We start from the raw sequence: 16,586 nt of genomic DNA, 5'->3' as shown, positions 1-16,586 counted from the left end.
TAGGCCCCCCCCCGCACGCCCGCTCCCCGGTGGGGGGCGCCGCCGTTGCCCGGGCGGCTCGCAGCGGGAAGAACGTATGCGGACTTGGCGGTGGTGCGATGGACGGTTGTCCATCGCACCACCAGAAGGGGTGAACGGTCGTAACTTTCCCGTGCGGGTCGCGTTCCGTCGCGCTAAGAGATCAACCGAACACGTTTCGTCATAGCGCGGCCAGTTGTTGACGGGCGGTCCGACGGGTCGCGCGACGGGCCGCCGCGACCGCCGGATCCAGCGCGGGGACGGCGGCGAGCAACTGCCGGGTGTACGGGTCCTGCGGGGACTCGTAGACCTCGTCGACGGGGCCGTACTCGACGACCCGGCCGCCGCGCATCACCGCCACCCGGTCGCTGACCTGGCGTACGACGGCGAGGTCGTGTGCCACGAAGACCAGGGCGAGGCCGAGTTCCCGCCGCAGTTCGCCGAGCAGGGCGACCACCTGGGCCTGGGTGGTGACGTCCAGCGCGGAGACCGGTTCGTCGCACACGACGACCCGCGGATCGGCGGCCAGGGCCCGAGCGATGCCGACGCGTTGGCGCTGCCCGCCGCTGAACTCGTGCGGGTAGCGGTCGTAGTGCGCCCCTTCGAGCCCCACCCGCTCCAACAGCTCCCTCACGCGCCCCCGTATGCCCTCTTCGTCCCGCTCGCCCCGCGCGCGAAGAGGGTCGGCGATCGACTCGCCCACGCTGCGCCGGGGGTTGAGGGAGGAGACGGGGTCCTGGAAGACCATCTGCACGTCGGGGCGTACTCCGCCGCCGGGGCTGACGCGCCCCGCCGTCGGTTCCAGCAGGCCGACCAGCATGCGGCCCAGCGTCGTCTTGCCGCTGCCGCTCTCGCCCACGATGCCGAGCGTCTCGCCCCGGCGGACCGTGAGCGACACGTCGTCGACGGCGGCGAACGCGCGCTTCCCGCGCCCGAACTCGCGCCGCAGCCCGACCGCTTCCAGCACGACGTCACCCACCGCCGCCCCGGACGCCGTGATCTTGGACGCTGTGCCGACGGATGCTGGGTCGCCGGACGCGGTGGCCCCGGATGCAGTGGCGCCGGATGCAGTGTCCCCGGTCGCCGTGCCCCCGGTCGCCGTGTCCGACGCACCCTCGGCGGACACCGCGCGCGGCACGCGCGCTCCCGGTACACCCACCCTCGGTGCACCCGCCCTCGGTGCGTCCGTCCTCGGCACGTCCACCCTCGGCACCGCGCTCAGCAGTGCGCGCGTATAGGGCTGTGCGGGCGCTCCGAGGACCGTGGCGACGGGGCCGTGTTCGACCACCCGCCCGTGCCGCATGACCAGGATCTCGTCGACGCTTCCGGCGGCGACGCCCACGTCGTGCGTGACGAGCAGGAGACCCATTCCGGTCTCCTCCCGCAGCGTGTGCAGCAGGTCGAGGATCTGGGCCTGGACGGTCACGTCCAACGCGGTGGTCGGCTCGTCGGCGATCAGCAGGTCGGGCTCGCAGGCCAGCGCCATCGCGATCAGGGCACGCTGACGCATCCCGCCGCTGAACTCGTGCGGGCGCGAACGGGACCGCCGGCCCGCGTCCGGAATCCCGACGCGGTCCAGCACCTCCACGGCACGCGCGCGTGCCGCCCGCCGTGACGCACGCGTGTGCACGCGGTACACCTCGGCGATCTGGTCCCCGATCGCGTAGTACGGGTCGAGGGACGACAGCGGGTCCTGGAAGACCATCGCGGCCCGCGCGCCGCGCAGCCGCCGCAGTTCGTCGTCCGACGCCCGCTGTACGTCGGTCCCCGCGACCTCGACCGAGCCGCCGACGTACGCGCCCGTGCCCCGGTGCAGCCCCAGCAGGGCCGAGGCGACCGTGGACTTGCCCGAGCCGGACTCTCCGACCAGCGCGAGCGCGGCACCCCGCTCCAGACGGAAGGAGAGCCCGTCCACGGCCCGCAGTTCGCCGAACCCGACGGTCAGATCGGCCACCTCGACCAGACTCACGCCGGCACCACCGGCACCACCGGCACCCCCTGTTCTCGCCGTACTCGCCGTACTCCCTGCGCTCCCTGCGCTCTCCGCGCTGCCTGCGCTAGCTGCGCTACCTGCGCTCATGCCAGTACCACCCGTCGGTCGGCCACCGCGTAGAGCACGTCCGCGAGGGCGTTGGCGATGACGACGAAGAAGCCGACGACCAGGACCATCCCGACGACCACGGGGAGGTCGACGACATCGACGGCGTGGACCAGTTCCCGTCCGATGCCGGGCAGCCCGAAGAGCGTCTCGGTGAGGACCGCGCCGCCGACGGCCGATCCGACGTTGTTGGCGTTCAGCGCGATGACCGGGGCGAAGGCTCCGCGCAACGCGTGCCGCCCGATGACCGAGCGCTCGCCGACGCCGTACGCCCGGAAGGTCCGGATGTGGTCCTCGGCCAGTGTCTCCAGCATCGACGACCTGGTCAGCCGGGCGAACGCGGCGGCCTCGATGAGCGCGAGGGAGAGCCAGGGCAGCAGCAGGTTCCACGCCCACTGTTCGGGGTCGTCGGTGAGGTTCACGTACTGCGGGAAGGGCAGCAGCTCCAGTTCGCCGCAGACGACGATCATCAGGACCAGGCCGATGACGAAGACGGGTGTGGCCACGCCCATGAGCGTGACGCCGGTCAGCACCCGCTCGGAGAGCCGCCCCCGCCGCCACGCCGAGAGCACGCCGGTGCCGACGCCGAGGATCAGCCAGATCACCATCGACCCGAACACGAGCGAGAGGCTGACCGGCAGCTTCGTCAGGATCAGCTCGGTGACCTGCTGGTCGCTCTGGTACGACAGCCCGAGGCAGGGCGCCGGGCAGTGCTCCACCGAGGTGCCGGTCGAGTAGTCCTGGCCGGCGACGAGCCCTTCCAGGAAGTGCCAGTAGCGCACGTACAGCGGGTCGTCGAGGCGCAGTTGGTCGGCGACCTGCTGGACCTGGGCGGGCGAACAGCGCGGACCGCAGGTGATCTGGGCGACGTTGCCGGGGGTGACGTAGAAGACGACGTAGATGATCACCGAGATGGCGAACAGCGTGACCAGGACGCCGACGATCCGGCGCAGGACGAATCCCGTGAACCCACTCATGAGGCACCTCCCCGCGCCGACCCACCGGACCCACCGGACTCACCGGTCACATCGGCCACCCCAGCCGCCTCAGCCACCTCCGCGACCTCACCGGTCGCAACCTCCGTGGCCTCCGTGGCCTCCGTCGCCTCACCAGTCGCAACCGCCCAGACCCCCGGAGCCACCCTGGCCTCCCGCCTCCGCCCCGTCCCGACCCGCAGCCGTGAGGCCGCGCGTGGGTCGAGGGCCGTACGGACCCCGTCGCCGAGGACGGTCAGCGCGAGAACGGTCACGAAGAGCGCGCCCGCCGGCAGCAGCAGGTACTGCGGCGCGGCCTGGTACCAGACGTCGGCGGCGGTGAGCATCTGCCCCCACGACGGTGTCGGCGGCTTCACGCCGACACCGAGGAAGGACAGGGCCGCCTCGACGCTGATGTTCGACGGGATGAGGATCGCGGCGTACGTGATGACGGGCGCGGCGAGTCCCGGCAGCAGCTCGCGCCGGGCGATCCGCCAGGTGCCCCAGCCGCTGAGCCGGGCGGCGGAGACGTAGTCAAGACCCTTGAGGGTGAGCGTCTGCGCGCGCACGATCTTCGCGATGTTGCCCCAGGCGATCAGGCCGATGACGCCCGCGACCAGGACGGGCCGCGGGAAACCCGACGGCACGATCGCGAGCAGCGCGAGGGACATGATCATCAGTGGCAGGGCGACGATGATGTCGGTGAACCGGCTCAGCAGTTGGTCGACCCAGCGGGTGCCGAGCGCGGCCGCGACACCGACCACCACCCCGATGACGATCTGCACGACGGTCGCGGCCAGCGCGACACCCAGCGAGACCCGGGCCCCGTACACCAGCCGCGCGAACAGGTCGCGGCCGGTCTGCGGCTCGACGCCGAGCCAGTGGTCACCGCTCATGCCGCCGAACGATCCGACAGGCACACCACCACGAGCGGAATCGATCAGGTCCGGGTGGTACGTGGTCGGATCCTGACCCTCGATCGCGGCGAGCAGCGGCGCGGCGAGCGCGACCAGGACCAGCAGTGCGACGACGCCCGCCGCGACGAGGGCGGCGCGTTGCGCGCGCAGCCGCCGCCAGAACTGACGAGCCCCCGAGGCCCCCGGGGGAACGGAAGGATCCGTTCCCCCGGGGGCCCGGGAGGCGACGAGTACGTTGCTCACGGCGCTACTTCACCGAGACCTGCGAGATGTCCAGCACCCCGGTCCAGTCGCTGATCACGATGTTCTTGATGTCCATGCCGTACAGCCGCTTGTAGACCGGGTGGAACAGCGGCACGGTCAGCGCCTGCTCGCCGATCTTCTTGTCGAGCGCGCCCCAGCGGGTGGCGGCCTCGTCGAGATCGGTCAGCTTGTTGATCGCGTCGATCTCGGCGTTGACCGACTTGTCGTCGAGGAAGCCGGTGTTGAAGTTGGCGCCGTCCTCGACGATCTGCCGGCCGTCGAAGATCGGGGCCAGGAAGGGGCCGCCCGAGGGCCAGTCGGCACCCCAGTGCGCGAGGAAGAAGCCGGGCTCGGTCCTGGCGCTGTGGATCTTGTCTTTGTAGTCGTTGTCCTCCAGGCCCTGGAGCTTGACGGTGATCCCGGCCTTCTTCAGGGCGTCCTGGATCGCGGTCGCCATCTCGGGGCTGGTCTCGAAGTCCTTGGCGTTGGAATGGGTGAGCGTCACGGTCAGGCCCTTGGCGTGCCCGGCCTCCTTCAGCAGCTCCTTGGCCTTGGCCGCGTTGCCGGACCTGCCCGCCGGGAAGTGGTCGTACGCGGTGTAGCCGAAGGACTTCTGGTTCGGCAGATACGTCGTCGCGGCCTCGGCCAGCGAGGACCCGCCCGCCGCGTTGATCACGGAGGTGCGGTCGACGGCGTACGAGATCGCCTGGCGCACCTTCGGGTCGTCGAACGGCTTCACCTTCGGGTTGAAGGCGATGTAGTTCGTGTAGCCGAAGTGTCCGGTGCCGACCCGCGCGGCCAGCTTTTCGTCACCGCTGACCTTGGCGAGTTCGGCGGGTCCGAGGTTCGTGTCGGTGGTCACGGCGGCGGCGTCCGCGCCCTGCGAGGAGGACAGCCGCTGGTTGATGACGGACGAGTCGAGCCCGGAGCGTACGTCGATCTTGTCGGGGTAGGCCTTGCGCTCGGCGTCCGTCGACGCGGACCAGTGCGTGTTGCGCTCCAGGGTCAGCCGCTCGCCGTCGTTCTCGTTCTTGACGACCTTGTACGGGCCGGACGAGACCGGGTGCTCCTCGTACTTCGTGCCGGTGTCCTTGGCCTTCGGGACGGGCGCGAACTGCGTCTGCGTGGCGAGGTACGGGAACTCGCCCTCGGGCTTGTTCAGGCGGAAGACGATGGTCCGCTCGTCGGGCGTCTCGATGGAGTCGAGGCCCTTCTTGTCCTTGTAGGGCCCCTGGTAGTCGGCCCCGCCGATCAGCCAGTCCCGCAGGTAGGGCGCGCCGCCGGAGAGTTCGGCCGCGAAGGACCGCTCGATGCCGTACTTGATGTCGGCCGAGGTGATCGCGCTGCCGTCCTCGTACTTGAGGCCCTTCTTCAGCGTGTACGTCCACACGGTCGCGTTCTCGCTGGGTCTGCCGGTGTCCGTGGCGAGGTCGGGGACGACCTCGGCGCCCTCGACCCCGTCCTCGCGGTTGCGCGTGGTGAGCGTACGGAAGACGAGCGACGGGACGTTGCCGCCGCCGGAGGTGTAGAGCCGGGCGGGGTCGAAGTCCTGCTGGGGGTCGGAGTTCAGGACCGTGAGGGTGCCGCCCTTGGCCGGCTTCGCGTCCGCGCCGCCCGACGTGGCCTTGGCATCGTTGTCCTCCGGCCCGCAGGCGACTGCACCCGCTGCCACGGCGAGGCTGACGGATACGGCGGCCAGACGGCGCGCTGTGACGGACGATCGGCGCATGGGAGGAAACCCCTCGGAGAATTCGGCGAATACCGCGCACGAAGAGGGCGCGGCGTGAGGATGTGATCGCGGAAATCGCCCCGAGGGCACACCGGCACGAAAGCACAAGGGCACTCTGGAAAAACCCGGCACCGTGATTCCGGTGCCGGTGAAATGACGAGAGAACGCCGACGCGCGCCAGGGGCGAGGGTCAGCGACAGTGAATGTCGGCCACGCAGAGCGCGGTCACGCCGAACAGCGCCAGCTCAAGGGCTGCGCGTGCGGAGATGTGACGAGGCGACATGCGAGAAAATATGAACGAACTTTTCCCGCCTGTCAATGTGAGCCGCCCGTCTCCGGTACCGCTCCCGAGTACGCCCGCTCAACTCGACGGGAACGGCCAGGGGTTGGGCAGACACTTGATCCCGTCGTGGTTCAGGAACTTGGTCTGCTGCTGCATGACGGGGGCGAGCCCGCCGTCGACACTGCAGCTCACATGCCCGTACCCGAGCCGGTGCCCCACCTCGTGATTGATCAGCATCTGCCGGTACGAGTACATCTTGTCCCCGTATGTCTCGGAGCCCTGGGCCCAGCGATAGGCGTTGATCATCACGCGGTCGGTGGCGGCCGAGTCGCAGGAGACGTTGTCCTCGGTGGTGTCGAGACCCGACTTTGCGCACCAGAACGCGGTGGTGCCGGGACTGGCGAGCGTGATGACGAAGTCGGGCTTTCCGGAGGAAATCCGCTCGAAGGTACGTCCGCCGCCGTGCGCCCAACTCCGCTTGTCGTTCAGGGTTTTCTGCACGGCCTGCGCGAAGAGCTTTCCGTCGAGGCCGAGGGATTTCTCCACGTCGACGCGGTAGGTGAATTTCTGTCCGGTTCCCGGAGCCTTGTCGAAGCCCGCGACCGCGTCGAATTTCCCGCCGCCCTTGAGTTTGGCCTCCAAGGGGTATTTCGCCGCCATCTGCTGGGCGTACGACAGCGTCACCGCGCGCGGTTCGGTGGAGGGCGCGGGCCGCTTGTCGGTACGCGACGCGGAGTCCTTGGCCTCCCGGTCGGCGCCACCGGCCGCCTGTGAGCCCGCGGGATCGTCCTTGCCGCCGTCGGCGACCTGGCCCGCCACGACGACGGCCAGCACGGTGGTGACGGCCGCGGCCGCGATGCCGGTGAAGGCGCGGCCCTTGCCACCCTTGGCCTTTTCCGGCCGGGTGTCCGGCGTCTCCGGCTCCCGGGGCGGCGACTTGTGCTCGACCTCGCCGTCCCAGTCGGTGACCGGCGCGAAGGGGTCCGCGCGCAGCGCTGCAGCCGCCGGTGTGGCGGCACGCGGCGCGAACTGGTCGCCGCCGCCACCCTGCCCGCCACCCTGGCCGTCCCCGCCATTCCCTCCGTCCCCGCCGAACGCGTCGACGTAGGCCTGGCGCGGGCCGCCCGCTCCCGCCGCGCCCGGCGCATAGCGCTGACCGGGGATCGGCGCACCCGGCCGGTCGCGCGGCGCGCCTTGGCCCGGGCCGCGCGGAGGCCCTTGCGGGGACGCCTGCGGCACTCCGACTCCTACTCCTACGCCGACTCCGTACCCGGTGTCCGTCCTCGCCGCGCCCCAGCCACCGCCCGCCTCACGCTGCTCGGGGTGACCGCCGCGGACACGGGGCATGCCGTGGGCCGGGGTGCCGTCGGCGTTGCGCGGCGCACCCTGCGCCGGACCGCCGCCGCCACCGGGCAACCGCGGAAAGCCATGGGCCGGGGTCCCGCCCTGGAGACGCGGGAACCCGTGCGCCGGGGTGCCGTCCGGCAGCCGGGGGAATCCATGGGCGGGAGTGCCGTCCTGGAGGCGCGGGAATCCGTGCGCGGGGGTGCCGTCGGGAAGCCGCGGTCCTCCGCCCGGCTGCGCCCCGCCGCGGTACTGGTCCGTGTACGCGGGAGCCCCACCGGCATACCGGGGGTCTCCGCCCGCGGGCGGCCGTCCGCCGGAACGCGGAACACTCTGCCCGGACGAGCCTCCCTGCCCAAGCGGACTCCCCTGCCCAGAGGGGCTTCCTTGTCCGGACGGGTCTTGCTGTCCGGGTGGGCCTCCAGGTCCTCGCGGACCACCGGGCCCCTGCGGAACCCATCCTTCAGGCAGCCGGGGCACCCCCCGAGCGGGTCCCCCACCCGTCGGCGCCATCGGCGTCATCGGCGCGCCGGTGGCCGCCGTCGGTGTCGCGGACCGCGGCCCGCCCTGGGGCCCTCGGCGCCCCGCCGCTCCGGTGGTCCCCGTCTGCGGCCGGGCAGCCGGAACAGGGGGAGGGTCGGCGGTGTCACCCTTGGGGGCGGGCCCGCGCCGGCTGTGACGTCCCACGTCCCGCTTCAGCTCCTCGCGCCGGTAGCGCCGGTGTCGGTCAACTTGCCCGTGTCCGCGAGGAGTTCGCGGAAGGCCGTGGCCATGGTCTCCGGGTACTCCATCATCGCCACATGCCCCGCGTCAGGCAATGTCAGCAACCGCGAGTCCCTGAACGCACGCGCCGCACGCTGTGCCATGCGGTACGAGACGAGCTGATCGCGGCCTCCGTAGACAAGGAGTGTGGGCGCGAGCACCCGCTCGGCCTGGCGCCACAGTCCGTGCTGGCCGCCCAGTGTGTACGCGTTCACGATGCCGCGTGCCGAGCGTGCCATGACGTCCCAGAAGTAGGGAAGGGCGAGCCGCCGCTCCATCTCCTCGACCGCGTTGCGGAACCCTTCCGGCGTCACCGTGCCGGGATCCCCGTAACAGAGCGCGGTGACTCCCCGCACCCGCTGCTCGGCGGTCCAGCCCTTGGTGAAACTGGTGAACAGGGCCGCCACTCCGGGCAGGGCGAGCAACGCCGTCGGCACCGCGCTGCGCTGCACCCGCAGCTCCGGGAGCGCCGGTGAGACGAGCGTGAGCGTGCGGACCAGATCAGGCCGTACGGCGGCCACGCGCGTCGAGACCGCGCCGCCCAGCGAGTTCCCGAAGAGGTGCACGGGCCCGCGCTCGGCCGCGTCCAGGTAGCGGATGACCGCGCGGGCGTGTCCGGTCACCGAATAGTCGCCGTCGTCCGGCGGCGGCGAGTCGCCGAAGCCCGGCAGATCGAGGGCCTCGCTGTCCACGAGCCCGTCGAGGAGCGGCATCAGCGCCGACCAGTTCTGCGAGGAGCCGCCCAGCCCGTGCACGTACAGCGCGGGCGGCAGTCCCTCTCTGGCCGGCGGCCTCGAACGGACCGTCAGCGTGATCCCGGGGAGCCCTACCGTGCGCAGCCGCTCCCCCGCCGCCACCCTGACGGAACTGACCTTCGGCGCGACGGAGGTGGCCAGCACTGATGGCAGTTCGGTCGAAGACATGCAGCAATGTTACGAGACGATCACGCGCCGGCTCGTGTGTTCGCCGTCACAGGAACAGGCCACGGCCCGGCCGGATCGCGCAGCGCCCTCATCGAGCGACCTCGTCCCCGGTCTCATAGGCTTCGTGAACGAGGGCACTCGTACCAGCGCAAGAGCGCACTCGCACCGCTCGGGAAGAGGACTCATGACTGTCGACCCCACCGACCCCGAGGCACTTGAGGACACGGACGACACCGGCGCGACCGAGATCGGCGTGGAGGCCCCCGAGGCCGACGCCGCCGAACAGCGGACGGATCTCGCGCCCCGGCGGGACGACCCGCTGACCGGCGCGGACCCGGACAGCGCCAGCGAGGGAGACCTCGCCGAACAGGCGAGAGTCGTGGAACTCGACGAGGACGACTATCGGTGAACCGGCCCCGGGCGGTCCGGGCGGTCCGGGCGGTCCCGACGACCGCCCGGACCGCTCCGACCGCCGTTCCCGGACACCCGGGCATGCATTCCCGGACGCCCGAGCACCGTTCCCGGGTACGACACCGGGAACCCATGGGCCCGCCATGACCCCCTATGGCGCGATCTGCACGGTTTCACCGACGTCCGGTCCGTGAAATTCTCCGCTCGCACCGCGCACACCACGGTTACCGAAAAGTACGATGGCCGCGCGGCGCTCACCGCATGTGGACGATCTTGGGAGGCGGCGTGACAGCCATCGAGCAGACAGAGGCGGCACGCCCGCGGGGCACACGCCTGCCGCGCCGTGCCCGACGCAACCAGCTCCTCGGCGCCGCCCAGGAAGTGTTCGTTGCGCAGGGATATCACTCGGCCGCGATGGACGACATCGCCGAACGCGCGGGCGTCAGCAAGCCGGTTCTCTACCAGCACTTCCCCGGCAAGCTCGACCTGTACCTTGCCCTGCTTGACCAGCACTGCGAGTCACTGCTGCTCTCCGTACGGACCGCGCTGGCGTCCACCTCGGACAACAGCCTGCGCGTACGGGCCACCATGGACGCCTACTTCGCGTACGTGGAGGACGAGGGCGGCGCCTTCCGGCTGGTCTTCGAGTCGGACCTGACGAACGAGCCCGCGGTGCGCGAGCGGGTCGACAAGGTCACGTTCGAGTGCGCGGACGCGATCTGCGAGGTCATCGCGGAGGACACCGGTCTGTCGAAGGCCGAGTCCATGCTGCTCGCCTCGGGTCTCGGCGGACTCGCCCAGGTGGTGGCCCGCTCCTGGCTGCACAGCGACCGCAGCGTGCCGCGCGAGCAGGCGGTGCAGCTGCTGACCTCACTGGCGTGGCGGGGCATCGCCGGTTTCCCCCTGCACGGCAGCGAGCACCACTGACCGCGGCCGGCCCCGGCGCGTCGGCGCCGACCGTCACTTTGTTCCCACAAGGTGTTCGCTCCTGGCGTTCTCGGGCGGAGCGTGTACGTCCCCTCACCGGGCTAATGTGTGCTGCGTACGGCGCGGAGATACGCGCACATCAGTGACCGTCGGAGGGACATAGCCGTGGAGGTCAAGATCGGCGTGCAGCACGCGCCCCGCGAGATCGTTCTGGAGAGCGGTCAGACCCCGGAAGAGGTCGAGCGCGCGGTGTCCGAGGCGCTGGCAGGCAAGTCGCAGCTGCTCAGCCTCGTGGACGACCACGGCCGCAAGGTCCTGGTGCCGGCGGACCGCCTCGCCTACGTGGAGCTCGGCGAGCCCACGACCCGCAAGGTGGGCTTCAGCGCGCTGTAGGACGCAGGACGCTGTGAACGCGGAGAAGGGGCCCGGAGGCCGTTGGCCACCGGGCCCCTTCTCCATGCCGGGTTCCCTGTCCGCGCCATGTCCGCGCTTCACAGATGGAGCACAACTCATCCACACGGGAGGGTTGCATTCCGCAGGTCACGGGTATGACGGGCTACGACCGAAGTGCACACAGCCGTGCGGAAGGGATCCCCTCATGTTCTTGGAAGCGCTCGGCTCGGCCGTCCTCGGTCTGGCACTGGCCCTGGCGGCGGCATACCGCCTGCCGCACCGCCTGCCGATCCGCAGGATCGTCCTCCCGACGGGCGCCGCGGGCGGCCTCTTCGGAGCCTTTCTGACCCACACCGCACTGGGATCCGTCGGCTTCCTGCCGGTGATGCTGGGCGCGGCAGCAGTAGCCACGGCCTCCGTCTCCCTGCTCCTGCGCCCTGCGGGAAGACTCCGCCCCCACCACTCGGCAACGGTCTGAAAGACGACGAACCCCCTTCAGGGGCGCGGGGAACGGCGCGACCAGCCCCCACCGGACCCGCAGCCGAACACCAGGCCCAGGGGCCTCTTAGGGGCGCGGGGAACGGCGCGACCAGCCCCCACCGGACCCGCAGACCGCCGACAACCGGTCCCGGGGGGCAGAGGTTCAGGCGGCCAGCCCCAACGCAGCCATCCTCTTCGTGTGCGCCTCGGTGATCCGCGAGAACATCCGCCCCACCTCCGCGAGATCGAACCCGTCCGCGACCCCGCCGACGAGCATCGTCGACAGCGCGTCCCGGTCGGCGACCACCCGCTGGGACTGCGACAACGCCTCCCCCATCAACCGCCGCGCCCACAGCGCGAGTCGCCCGCCCACGCGCGGATCCGCGTCGATGGCGGCCCGCACCTTCTCGATGGCGAACGACGCGTGCCCCGTGTCGTCCAGAACGGCCAGCACGAGCTTCCGCGTATCGGCGTCGAGCCGTGCCGCGACCTCGCGGTAGAAGTCACTGGCGATCGAGTCGCCGACGTACGCCTTCACGAGCCCTTCCAGCCAGTCGGACGGCGCGGTCTGCTTGTGGAACCCGTCGAGCGCGGCGACGAACGGCTCCATCGCCTGCGTCGGCTCCGCCCCGATCTCGGTCAGCCGGGCCCGCAACTGCTCGAAGTGGTGGAATTCGGCCGAGGCCATCTTCGCCAGCTCCGCCTTGTCCCCGAGCGTCGGCGCCAGTTTGGCGTCCTCCGCGAGCCGCTCGAACGCCGCCAGCTCCCCGTACGCGAGCGCGCCGATCAGATCCACGACCGCGGCACGGTACTGGGGGTCCACGGAGGCCGTGGCCCAGTCCTGGGCGGCGACTCCGGTGGGTTCGGCGGGTGCGTCGGAAGATTTGGCAGGCGTCGTCATGAAGCGCACAATAGCCCGCTCGCCGCACGGCGTAAGGCCCTGGTCAATCAGTGTGACGACGACTACGTGACCAAATCGGCCATCGCATATGCGCGGATCCGGGGTATGGTGGTAATGCGCTCGCTGAGTTGATCAACGTGACCCGGCGGATCCGCACGAATGAGGATGCCCGGTCGGTGGCCCGATCGGCTCCGACCCGACAGCCCTTCCGGCCCGTACGGCACAGTGCGTACGGCATAGCGGAGGGACCCTCAGCGGTACGAACGCTTGAGCGTCGGCAGTGGTCCTGTGCCACCCCGGCCGCTGGTCAATAGCGGCCGACGTCCCCGGCACGGTCCCCGACACGACCCCCGCGCTCGCCTCGCACCGCGTACACAGAAGAGGCAGCACCCTGACTACCTTCCGAGACCTCGGGATCCTTCCCGAGACTGCCGAGGCCCTTGAGGCCGTCGGCATCCTGAGTCCCTTTCCCATCCAGGAGATGACGCTCCCCGTCGCCCTCGCGGGCAACGACGTCATCGGCCAGGCCAAGACCGGCACCGGCAAGACGCTGGGTTTCGGCCTCCCGCTCCTCGAGCGCGTGACCGTCCCCGCGGACGTCGAGGCGGGCCGGGCGCAGCCCGAGCAGCTCACCGACGCCCCGCAGGCCCTCGTCGTCGTCCCGACGCGCGAGCTGTGCACCCAGGTCACCAACGACCTGCTGACGGCCGGCAAGGTCCGTAACGTCCGCGTGCTCGCCATCTACGGCGGGCGGGCGTACGAGCCGCAGGTCGAGGCCCTCAAGAAGGGCATCGACGTCGTCGTCGGCACCCCGGGCCGGCTGCTGGACCTCGCGGGCCAGAAGAAGCTCAACCTCAAGCACGTGCGCGCCCTTGTCCTCGACGAGGCCGACGAGATGCTCGACCTGGGCTTCCTGCCCGACGTCGAGAAGATCATGAACATGCTGCCGGTCCGCCGCCAGACGATGCTGTTCTCGGCGACCATGCCGGGCGCGGTCATCGGTCTCGCGCGCCGCTACATGTCGCAGCCCACGCACATCCGCGCCTCGGAGCCGGACGACGTGGGCGCGACCGTCAGGAACACCGCGCAGTTCATCTACCGCGCGCACAACATGGACAAGCCCGAGCTGGTCTCGCGCATACTGCAGGCCGACGGCCGCGGTCTCGCGATGGTCTTCTGCCGTACGAAGCGCACGGCGGCCGACCTCGCCGACCAGCTGCAGCAGCGCGGATTCGCCTCCGGCGCGGTCCACGGCGACCTCGGCCAGGGCGCCCGCGAGCAGGCGCTGCGCGCGTTCCGCAACGGCAAGGTGGACGTGCTCGTCTGCACCGACGTGGCCGCGCGCGGCATCGACGTCGAGGGCGTCACGCACGTCATCAACTACCAGTCCCCCGAGGACGAGAAGACGTACCTGCACCGCATCGGCCGTACGGGCCGCGCGGGCGCCAAGGGCATCGCCGTCACGCTCGTCGACTGGGACGACATCCCCCGCTGGCAGCTGATCAACAAGGCGCTGGACCTCGGCTTCCCGGACCCGCCGGAGACGTACTCCACGTCCGCGCACCTCTTCGAGGAGCTGAGCATCCCGGCCGGCACCAAGGGTGTCCTGCCGCGTTCCGAGCGCACCCGTGCCGGTCTGTCGGCCGAGGTCGTCGAGGACCTCGGCGAGACCGGTGGGCGTGGCGCCCGCGGTGGCCGCGGTGGCCGTCCCGCGGCAGGTCCGGCCCCGGTCGCCGAGCGCGACCGAGACCGCGGTCGTGACCGTGACCGTGATCGTGATCGTGCGGAGCGCACACCGCGCCGCCGTCGTCGTACGCGCAACGGCACGGCGCTCGACGCCGCGGAGCCGCAGAGCACGTCGCAGGCTGCAGCGCAGTCCGCACCGGAGACCGTGGCGGACAGCACCGGATCGGGTCAGGCGACGGAGTCGCGCAGCGCGCGCCGGCGTCGTCGTACACGTGCCGCAGGCGGGTCGGAGGCAGCCGCCACCGCGGTCGCCACGGCCGAGGGCACGGCCGTCGAGGTCCCCGAGCCGGCCGTCGTACCGGCTGCCGTACCGGACGTCGCGCCCGTCGCCGAGCCGGTGGCGGACGCCGAGGCCAAGCCGCGCCGCCGTCGCACCCGTCGCACGGCGGAGGCCGGACAGCCCGAGGTCGCCGTCGTCGAGGAGGCCCCCGAGGCCGAGCCGACCGTCGTGACCGAGGCCGCCGAGGCCGCCGAAGCCGTGGTGACCAAGCCCCGCCGCCGCACCCGCAAGGCCACGGTCGCCGAGGCAGCCGTGACCGCGGTGGACGCCGTCGCCGACCCGGTCGAGGCCGTCGAAGCCAAGCCGCGCCGCACCCGCAAGGCCACGACCACGGCCGCCGCCGAGACGGCCCTGGACACCGCCGAGGCCGCTGAGGCCGCTGAGGCCGCTGAGACCAAGCCGCGCCGCCGTACGCGTAAGGCCGCCGTGGCCACCGAGAGCGCCGAGGTCACCGCGGTCGCCGAGGCCGGTATCCCGGCGCAGGCGACCGAGGAGCCCGAGGCCAAGCCCCGCCGCCGCACCCGCAAGGCCGCCGCGACCGCCGAGACGGCTCCCGTCGCCCCGGCGGCTCCGGTGGAGGAAGCACCCGTCGAGGAGGCCAAGCCGCGTCGGCGTACGCGTAAGGCCGCTGTCGCCGCCGAGACCGCGGTGGACACCGCCGAGGGCACGACGGTCGAGGAACCGGCGGCCACGGTGACGAAGCCGCGCCGCACCCGCAAGGCCGCCGCGCCCGTGGAAGCGGCGGAGAGCGCCGTGGACACGGCCGAGGCGACCGAGACGAAGCCCCGCCGCCGCACCCGTAAGGCCGCGGTCGCCGAGGCCGACATCCCGGCCCAGGCCACCGAGACCGCGGCGGACACCGCCGAGGCTCCGGTCAAGCCGCGTCGCACGCGCCAGACGGCCGCCAAGACAGCAGCCAAGGCAACCGCCACGGATGCGGTCACGGAGTCGGCCGAGGCCGAGGCAGCGCCCGAGGCCAAGCCGCGTCGCCGTACGCGCAAGGCGGCTGCGTCCGCCGAGCCCACGGAGGGCTGAGTTCCGCATCCGACGGCCCGGTTCCCCTTGCGGGGGCCGGGCCGTCGGCGTTCCGCGAACGGGCCCCGACAGGGCTTCGAAAGCCCGGTGCCACCGACGGGTACGCTGCCCGGCGCCACGGGCCGGTACGCCGCCCGGTATGCCACCTGTCAGGTTGCCCGGATAGCCTCCTTCTCATGAGCAGGCCCTTCACCTTCGTCCCGCCCTCCGGGGCCCGCGCGTATCGCCTCGGCACCGCGCGCGGGGAGTTCGCCGTGATCGACGCGGGCAGCCCCACGAAGGGAACCGTGCTGCTGCTGCCAGGGTTCACCGGCAGCAAGGAGGACTTCATCTCGCTGCACGAGCCGCTCGCGGCGGCCGGCTACCGGACCGTCGCGGTGGACGGCCGGGGCCAGTACGAGTCACCGGGCCCGCGCGACGACGAAACGCCTTACGCGCAGGGCGAGTTGGCGCTGGATGTACTAGCGCAGCTCGACGCGCTCGCCGACAGCCACGACGGCTCAAGCGGCTCCGACGGTTCCGAGGAACGCTTCCATCTGCTGGGCCATTCGTTCGGCGGACAGGTCGCCCGCGCGGCCGTCCTGCTGGAGCCGGCCCGCTTCCGGTCCCTCACCCTGGTGTCCTCCGGGCCCGCGGAGATCTCCCCCAGTCAGCAACAGCGCGTGAAACTGCTGCGGGACGCGCTGACCGTGATGGACATGGCGCAGGTGTGGGAGGCGATCCGGGCGCTGGACCCGCCGGAGGACGCCGAGGGCGAGCTGGACGCCGGCCTGGACGACCAGCAGGACCTCAGACGACGCTGGCTCGGCAACAGCCCGGCTCAGCTCGCCGCGGCTGGGCGGCAGCTGTGTGAGGAGTCCGACCGGGTGGCCGAGCTTGCGGCGCTGCGCCTGCCCGTGCACGTCCTGTCGGGCGAGAGCGACGACACCTGGCCGGTCCCGCTCCTCGACGACATGGCCGTACGCCTGGAGGCGCACCGCACGATCATCCACGGAGCCGAGCACTCCCCCAACGCGGACCGCCCCCTGGAAACAGCGGAGGCGCTGGCCGCGTTCTGGGACCACCTGGGCTAGATCCGCCGTCCCGAAGGGCGGGGACCTGCGCGTCCAGCCCTCACCGGGC

General features: G+C 71.6%; 14 protein-coding genes. 6 read left to right on the top strand and 8 right to left on the bottom strand.

All coding sequences use genetic code 11. The annotated features are described in order from the left end of the window. Positions 1–199: 199 nt before the first annotated feature. From ACH4DZ_RS11435 to ACH4DZ_RS11405, 7 genes are all read right to left on the bottom strand, one after another. A complete protein-coding gene (locus ACH4DZ_RS11435; protein ID WP_398286796.1) occupies positions 200–1,987 on the bottom strand; it encodes a dipeptide ABC transporter ATP-binding protein in 1,788 nt (595 codons plus the stop codon). A 107-nt stretch (positions 1,988–2,094) separates the two neighbouring features. Continuing rightward, a complete protein-coding gene (locus ACH4DZ_RS11430; protein ID WP_398286795.1) occupies positions 2,095–3,093 on the bottom strand; it encodes an ABC transporter permease in 999 nt (332 codons plus the stop codon). After that, the gene (locus tag ACH4DZ_RS11425) at positions 3,090–4,250 is read right to left on the bottom strand and encodes an ABC transporter permease (protein WP_398286794.1); all 1,161 of its coding nucleotides are present in this window, start codon (positions 4,248–4,250) and stop codon (positions 3,090–3,092) included. Before ACH4DZ_RS11425 ends, ACH4DZ_RS11430 begins: the two co-directional genes overlap by 4 nt. Positions 4,251–4,254: 4 nt before the next feature. Beyond that, a complete protein-coding gene (locus ACH4DZ_RS11420) occupies positions 4,255–5,979 on the bottom strand; it encodes an ABC transporter substrate-binding protein (RefSeq protein WP_398286793.1) in 1,725 nt (574 codons plus the stop codon). Between the two features lie 190 nt (positions 5,980–6,169). Then, a complete protein-coding gene (locus ACH4DZ_RS11415) occupies positions 6,170–6,262 on the bottom strand; it encodes an Ms4533A family Cys-rich leader peptide (RefSeq protein ID WP_318658070.1) in 93 nt (30 codons plus the stop codon). A 78-nt stretch (positions 6,263–6,340) separates the two neighbouring features. Then, entirely contained in the window at positions 6,341–7,678 is a 1,338-nt protein-coding gene (locus ACH4DZ_RS11410) for a DUF3152 domain-containing protein (protein ID WP_398286792.1), read from the bottom strand. Positions 7,679–8,301: 623 nt separating this feature from the next. Beyond that, positions 8,302–9,291, bottom strand: a complete 990-nt coding sequence (locus tag ACH4DZ_RS11405) for an alpha/beta fold hydrolase (RefSeq protein WP_398286791.1) — start codon at positions 9,289–9,291, stop codon at positions 8,302–8,304. A 184-nt stretch (positions 9,292–9,475) separates the two neighbouring features. On the opposite strand from ACH4DZ_RS11405, the gene ACH4DZ_RS11400 reads away from it, so the two are divergent. The 4 genes from ACH4DZ_RS11400 (at position 9,476) to ACH4DZ_RS11385 (ending at position 11,500) form a co-directional block, all read left to right on the top strand. Then, positions 9,476–9,700 (top strand): hypothetical protein, encoded by a 225-nt coding sequence (locus tag ACH4DZ_RS11400; protein WP_398286790.1) that lies wholly within the window; start codon positions 9,476–9,478, stop codon positions 9,698–9,700. A 287-nt stretch (positions 9,701–9,987) separates the two neighbouring features. Then, positions 9,988–10,629: a TetR/AcrR family transcriptional regulator gene (locus tag ACH4DZ_RS11395; protein WP_398286789.1), complete on the top strand. Its 642-nt coding sequence runs from the start codon at positions 9,988–9,990 to the stop codon at positions 10,627–10,629. A gap of 165 nt (positions 10,630–10,794) precedes the next feature. Then, positions 10,795–11,022: a DUF3107 domain-containing protein gene (locus ACH4DZ_RS11390; protein ID WP_055610545.1), complete on the top strand. Its 228-nt coding sequence runs from the start codon at positions 10,795–10,797 to the stop codon at positions 11,020–11,022. 205 nt (positions 11,023–11,227) lie between these two features. Beyond that, positions 11,228–11,500: a hypothetical protein gene (locus ACH4DZ_RS11385; protein ID WP_398286788.1), complete on the top strand. Its 273-nt coding sequence runs from the start codon at positions 11,228–11,230 to the stop codon at positions 11,498–11,500. Between the two features lie 165 nt (positions 11,501–11,665). Here ACH4DZ_RS11385 and ACH4DZ_RS11380 read toward each other — a convergent pair whose 3' ends face one another. After that, positions 11,666–12,403 (bottom strand): ferritin-like fold-containing protein, encoded by a 738-nt coding sequence (locus tag ACH4DZ_RS11380; RefSeq protein WP_328494150.1) that lies wholly within the window; start codon positions 12,401–12,403, stop codon positions 11,666–11,668. A 481-nt stretch (positions 12,404–12,884) separates the two neighbouring features. On the opposite strand from ACH4DZ_RS11380, the gene ACH4DZ_RS11375 reads away from it, so the two are divergent. Further along, a complete protein-coding gene (locus ACH4DZ_RS11375) occupies positions 12,885–15,464 on the top strand; it encodes a DEAD/DEAH box helicase (protein WP_398286787.1) in 2,580 nt (859 codons plus the stop codon). 176 nt (positions 15,465–15,640) lie between these two features. Beyond that, on the top strand, positions 15,641–16,537 hold the full coding sequence (locus ACH4DZ_RS11370) for an alpha/beta fold hydrolase (protein WP_398286786.1): 897 nt from the start codon (positions 15,641–15,643) through the stop codon (positions 16,535–16,537). Positions 16,538–16,586: the final 49 nt, after the last annotated feature.

The organism is Streptomyces sp. NPDC017991 (genome assembly GCF_044328075.1).
In the GTDB taxonomy this organism is placed as follows: Bacteria; Actinomycetota; Actinomycetes; order Streptomycetales; family Streptomycetaceae; genus Streptomyces.
Note: the sequence above shows the minus strand (reverse complement) of the source record. Positions and strands in the feature narration are given on the sequence as shown.